The organism is Nocardioides sp. P5_C9_2 (assembly GCF_054049555.1).
The window spans coordinates 1-5,702 of record NZ_JBFUMD010000244.1 but is presented as its reverse complement, the minus strand read 5'-3'; the positions used below and the strand labels follow the sequence as shown (position 1 = coordinate 5,702).

At 71.3% G+C, this 5,702-nt stretch carries 6 protein-coding genes; 1 reads left to right on the top strand and 5 read right to left on the bottom strand.

The features are described from left to right. On the bottom strand, nt 1-481 hold a 481-nt coding region (locus ACXJKL_RS12915; protein WP_457207450.1), incomplete at its 3' end, for a YihY/virulence factor BrkB family protein. Between the two features lie 15 nt (nt 482-496). Then, nucleotides 497-1,015 (bottom strand): 2'-5' RNA ligase family protein, encoded by a 519-nt coding sequence (locus ACXJKL_RS12910; protein ID WP_457207449.1) that lies wholly within the window; start codon nt 1,013-1,015, stop codon nt 497-499. A 62-nt stretch (nt 1,016-1,077) separates the two neighbouring features. On the opposite strand from ACXJKL_RS12910, the gene trpS reads away from it, so the two are divergent. Beyond that, nucleotides 1,078-2,127 (top strand): tryptophan--tRNA ligase, encoded by a 1,050-nt coding sequence (gene trpS, locus ACXJKL_RS12905; protein ID WP_457207448.1) that lies wholly within the window; start codon nt 1,078-1,080, stop codon nt 2,125-2,127. A gap of 31 nt (nt 2,128-2,158) precedes the next feature. Here trpS and ACXJKL_RS12900 read toward each other — a convergent pair whose 3' ends face one another. From ACXJKL_RS12900 to ACXJKL_RS12890, 3 genes are all read right to left on the bottom strand, one after another. After that, nucleotides 2,159-2,332, bottom strand: a complete 174-nt coding sequence (locus ACXJKL_RS12900; RefSeq protein ID WP_457207447.1) for a hypothetical protein — start codon at nt 2,330-2,332, stop codon at nt 2,159-2,161. 173 nt (nt 2,333-2,505) lie between these two features. Continuing rightward, a complete protein-coding gene (locus tag ACXJKL_RS12895; protein WP_457207446.1) occupies nt 2,506-3,714 on the bottom strand; it encodes an MFS transporter in 1,209 nt (402 codons plus the stop codon). Between the two features lie 155 nt (nt 3,715-3,869). Further along, a partial coding sequence (locus tag ACXJKL_RS12890; protein ID WP_457207445.1) for an NADP-dependent isocitrate dehydrogenase occupies nt 3,870-5,702 on the bottom strand: 1,833 nt, incomplete at its 5' end.

The following is a 5,702-nucleotide window of genomic DNA, read 5'->3' as shown; positions in this document are numbered from 1 at the left end:
CGGTGCCGAGGAGCACCAGCGCGAGGATGTCGCGAAGCTTGCCCCAGATGAAGCTGGGCTGCTCCTTGTCCGGCTCCTCGAAGACCGCGACCAGGGCGGCCCGCATGCCCGAGAGCCAGCCGAGTCCGGAGTAGAGCGCGACCAGCACGCCGACGCTCACGATGCCGGGGACCGAGCCCCGCAGGGTGTCGAGACTGAGCTCCCCCGGGCCGTTGCCGACGATGCCGGGCAGCACACCGTCGATGGCCGTCACCAGGTCGCGCTGGGCGTTGGGGTAGGCGCCGGAGATGAAGCCCACCACGGCGAAGGCGAGCGCGACGAGCGGGAAGAAGGACAGGAAGGCGAAGTACGTCACGGCGGCGGCCAGGGCGCTGCCGTTGACGCTGCCGTAGTGCTGCACGGCGCGCACGAGGTGGTCGAGCAGCGACGAGCGCTCCCGCGCGTCCTCGATGCGCTGCTTCACCGATGCGACCAGTGCCATGCGGACTCCCGGGACTCAGGCGGTGGGCTGCAGGGCGAACTCCCGGGTGGGCTGCCACCCCGCACCCTCGTCGTGGACGTACAGCGAGAACGCCCCGGCAGTGAACTCGCACTCGAAGTCGGACAGCTCGGAGAACGCCCGGTCGAGCTGCGCGTCGGTGAGGTGGTGGGCGACCGTCACGTGCGGGTGGAACGGGAAGTGCAGGTCCATGGCCAGCGGTCCGCGGCGTACGGCGTCCGCCAGCAGCTCCACCTCGGAGATGCCCTCCACCAGGGTCACGAACACCACCGGCGAGACCGGGCGGAAGGTGCCGGTCCCCCTCAGGTGGATCCGGAAGGGCGCCAGCCCGGTCGCCGCCCCGGCGAGGTGGTCCTCCACGGCCCGGAGGGCCTCGGCGGGTACCTCCACCGGCGGGATCAACGTGATGTGGGTGGGGATCTGGGTGGCGGTGGTGTCCCCCACCGAGGTGCGGTAGTCCTGGAGCCGCGTCGCCCACGGCTCGGGGATAGCCACTGCCACGCCGATGGTCACCACGGGAGCGACCATAACGGGTGACCCGTTCGCGCCGGCACGGCCCCGGTTCATAGACTTCCCCGGTGACCGAGTCCTACCAGGCAGCCCTCGCCCGCAGCGCCGAGCTCGACGCGCTGCTCGACACCGACCCCGGCTCGTTGCGCATGCTGACAGGCGACCGGCCGACCGGGGCCCTGCACATCGGGCACTACTTCGGCTCGATCCGCAACCGGGTCCGGCTCCAGGAGCGCGGGGCGGAGATCTGGCAGCTCGTCGCCGACTACCAGGTGATCACCGACCGCGAAGCCTTCGGCGACATCGCGGGCAGCGTGCGCGGCCTGGTCATCGACAACATCGCGGCGGGCCTCGACCCCGAGCGGGCGACGATCTTCACGCACTCCTCGGTGCCGGCGCTCAACCAGCTGATGCTGCCCTTCCTGAGCCTGGTCAGCGTGGCCGAGCTGCAGCGCAACCCCACGGTCAAGGACGAGGCGAAGTCCGCCGGCATCACCGCGATCGGGGGCCTGCTGCTGACCTACCCGGTCCACCAGGCGGCGGACATCTTGTTCTGCAAGGCCAACGTCGTGCCCGTGGGTCGCGACCAGCTCCCCCACCTCGAGCAGACGCGGGTGATCGCGCGCCGCTTCAACGACCGCTTCGGCACGACCTTCCCCGAGCCCGGCGCCCTGCTGTCCGACGCCCCCCTCATCCTGGGCACAGACGGCACCAAGATGAGCAAGTCCAAGGGCAACGTCGTCGAGCTGCGGATGAGCGCGGACGAGACCGCCAAGCGGATCAAGGGCGCCAAGACCGACTCCGACCGGGTCATCACCTACGACCCCGACGGCCGGCCCGAGGTGGCCAACCTGCTGCTGCTCATCTCACTGTGCGAGGGAACCGCCCCCGAGGTCGTCGCCGAGGAGATCGGCGACGGCGGTGGCGGCGTGCTCAAGAAGCGGCTCACGGACGCGGTCAACACCGAGCTCGAGCCGCTGCGGGCGCGCCGCGCCGAGCTGGAGAAGGACCCGGCGACCGTCGCCGAGATCCTGCGCCGCGGCAACGAGCGGGCCAACGAGGTGGCCGAGCAGACCCTGGCCGAGGTCCGCGAGCGGATGGGCATGGTCTACACCTGACCGGAAGGCACCGCTCACGGCCGCCCCGATGTCAGGCGGTCCAGGCGACGCTCTCGATGACGTGGTCGGCCCAGGGGTTGATGCCCACCAGCTCGGTGCGACGCGAGATGAGCTCTACCACGTCGTGCGTACGCCGGTCGCGCAGCTGCCGGCGGCGCTCCAGCTCGGTGTCGTCGCGGTGTCCGTGCTCCTGCTGCTCGATCATCGAGGGCCCCCCAGGGTCTGGTCGTGTGGCGTCCCGGGTCCCGGGCGCCTGAGGACCATCCTTCTCGGGGAGTGCTTCCGGATCGTTGAGCAGGTGTTACGGGCAGGTTCCGATCCGACCGTCGCGTGTCATCCGACGTCACCGGATGTTCACCGGGCGGTCAGTCCGGGTGGTCAGGCCCGCCTGCTCCGGTGCAGCGCGGCCGAGACCAGGAGCACCACCAGCCCGCCGAGGCTCAGGGCGACGCCCACGAGCGCGGGGGCGCGGTAGCCGGCCCCGGCCGCGATGACCAGGCCGCCCAGCCAGGCGCCGAGGGCGTTGGCGACGTTGAGCGAGGCGTGGTTCATCGCCGCTCCCAGCGTCTGCGCGTCACCCGCGACGTCCATCAGCCGCAGCTGGAGGTTGACGACCAGCACCGAGCCGAGGGCGGTGATGAGGAAGACGACGGGGAGCGAGGCGAAGCCGTACGGAACGACCAGCCAGAAGAGCAGCAGCGACAGCGCCATCCCGACCGAGCCGATGAGCAGCGAGCGGAAGATCGACCAGTCGGCCATCACCCCGGCCAGCCAGGTGCCCGCGACCATGCCCAGCCCGAAGGACAGCAGGAAGAGGGGCACGGCGGCCTCCGACAGGCCGCCCACCTCGGTGACGGTCGGCGCGATGTAGGAGTAGACGGCGAACATCCCGCCGAAGCCGATGGCCCCGGCCAGCAGCGTCAGCCACACCTGCGGGAGCGCGAAGGCACGCAGCTCACGGCGACCCGACGCGTCCTTGTCCCCGGCGACCGAGGGCACGTAGAGCGCGACCAGTGCCAGCGTGACCACGCCGAGCGCGGTGACCGCCCAGAACGCCGAGCGCCAGCCGAGGTGCTGGCCCATCCAGGTCGCCGCGGGCACGCCGACCACGTTGGCCACGCTCAGGCCGAGCATGACCGACGCCACCGCGCGGCCCTTGCGGGCGGGGCTCGCCAGGCTGGCCGCGACCAGCGACGCGACCCCGAAGTACGCGCCGTGGGGCAGGCCGGCGGCGAAGCGGGCGACCATCAGCCCGCCGTACGACGTCGCGAGCGCGCTCGCCGCGTTGCCCACGGCGAAGGCCACCATCAGGGCCAGCAGCAGGGCGCGGCGCGGCAGCCGGGCGCCGAGGAAGGCCAGCAGCGGGGCGCCCACGACGACGCCGAGGGCGTAGGCCGAGATGACGTGGCCACCGGTGGGGATGGAGACGCCGACGCCTGCGGCGATCTGGGGCAGCAGGCCCATCGTCACGAACTCGGTGGTGCCGATCGCGAAGCCGCCCATGGCGAGCGCGAGCACGGCGAGGGCGAAGTGCTGGGCACGGATCTCAGGCGTGTGGTCGACGGGGGCATCGGCGGTGGACGTCATCACTGGCACCTATCCTCCAAGGACGCGCGGAGCCGGCCTATTCCGCGTGACCGCCCCTGTCCACGGCCGGGTGCCGCACCTCACACCACGCGGCGACCCCGCTCGTCGCGCGGCACCCTGCGTGCCCGTCAGGGCGGCCTGCCCGGCACGGCCCGTCAGAGCGTCGCGAGGGCCTCGTTGAGCGTGACCGACGGACGCATGACCTTCTCGGCCAGCGCGTCGTCGGGCTCGTAGTAGCCGCCGATGTCGGCCGGCCGGCCCTGCACGGCGAGCAGCTCGTCGACGATCTTCTGCTCGTTGTCGCGCAGCGTGGTCGCGAGCGCACCGAAGGCGGCCGCGAGGTCCACGTCGTCGGTCTGCTTCGCGAGCTCCTCGGCCCAGTAGAGACCGAGGTAGAAGTGCGAGCCGCGGTTGTCGATCGTGCCCAGCCGGCGACCCGGCGAGCGGTCCTCGTTGAGGAACGTCTCGGTGGCCCGGTCCAGGGTCTCGCCCAGGATCCTGGCCCGCGGGTTGTCGTCGTAGCCGGCGAGGTGCTCGAGGCTGGCGGCGAGGGCGAAGAACTCACCCAGGCTGTCCCAGCGCAGGTAGTTCTCCTTGACCAGCTGCTGCACGTGCTTGGGCGCCGAGCCGCCGGCGCCGGTCTCGAAGAGGCCGCCGCCGTTCATCAGCGGGACGACCGAGAGCATCTTGGCGCTGGTGCCGAGCTCGAGGATCGGGAACAGGTCGGTGTTGTAGTCGCGCAGCACGTTGCCGGTCACCGAGATGGTGTCCTCGCCCCGGCGGATCCGCTCGAGGCTGTACGCCGTCGCATCCGCCGGCGCCAAGATCTCCAGGGTGAGCCCCTCGGTGTCGTGCTCGGGGAGGTAGGCCTTGACCTTGGCGATCAGGTTGGCGTCGTGGGCGCGACCCTCGTCGAGCCAGAAGATCGCCGGGACGCCGGTGGCGCGRGCGCGGGTGACGGCCAGCTTGACCCAGTCGCGGATCGGCTCGTCCTTGGTCTGGCAGGCGCGCCAGATGTCGCCGGGCTCGACGTCGTGCGTGAGGAGCGCGTCGCCGGCTGCGGTGCGGAGCTCGACGGTGCCGGCGGAGGGGATCTCGAAGGTCTTGTCGTGCGAGCCGTACTCCTCGGCCGCCTTGGCCATGAGGCCGACGTTGGGCACCGAGCCCATGGTCGAGGGGTCGAAGGCGCCGTGGGCGCGGCAGTCGTCGAGGACGGTCTGGTAGACCGACGCGTACGACGAGTCGGGGATCACCGCGAGGGTGTCCTGCTCGGCGCCCTCGGCGTTCCACATGTGCCCGGACGTGCGGATCATGGCCGGCATCGACGCGTCGACGATGACGTCGGACGGCACGTGCAGGTTGGTGATGCCCTTGTCGGAGTCGACCATCGCGAGGTCGGGACCGTCGGCGATGCCCTGCTCGACGGCCTTGCGGATCGCCTCACCGTCGGGGAGCCGGTCGGCGGCGGCCAGCAGGGCGCCGAGGCCGTCGTTGGGGCTGATGCCCGCGGCGGCGAGCTGCGCGCCGTACTGCTCGAAGAGCGTCGGGAAGAACGCCTGCACGACGTGACCGAAGATGATCGGGTCGGAGACCTTCATCATGGTGGCCTTGAGGTGCACCGAGAAGAGCACGTCCTCGGCCTTGGCGCGGGCGACCTGCTCGGTGAGGAAGCGGCGCAGTGCGGCGACGCGCATGACCGTGCCGTCGACGACCTCACCGGCCAGGACGGGGATCGCCTCCTTGAGGACCGTCTCGGTGCCGTCGGTCGCGACGTGCACGATGGAGAGGGTGTCGTCGCCCTCGAGGACCACGGACTGCTCGTTGTGGCGGAAGTCGTCGGCACCCATGGTGGCGACGTTGGTGCGGCTGTCGCTGCTCCAGGCGCCCATCGAGTGCGGGTGCGCCTTGGCGTAGTTCTTGACGCTCGCGGGGGCGCGACGATCGGAGTTGCCCTCGCGCAGGACCGGGTTGACCGCGGAGCCCTTTAC

Coding starts and splice junctions, on each gene's coding strand:
- ACXJKL_RS12895 (WP_457207446.1), bottom strand. CDS start 3,714: ATGACGTCCACCGCCGATGCCCCCGTCGACCACACGCCTGAGATCCGT.
- ACXJKL_RS12900 (WP_457207447.1), bottom strand. CDS start 2,332: ATGATCGAGCAGCAGGAGCACGGACACCGCGACGACACCGAGCTGGAG.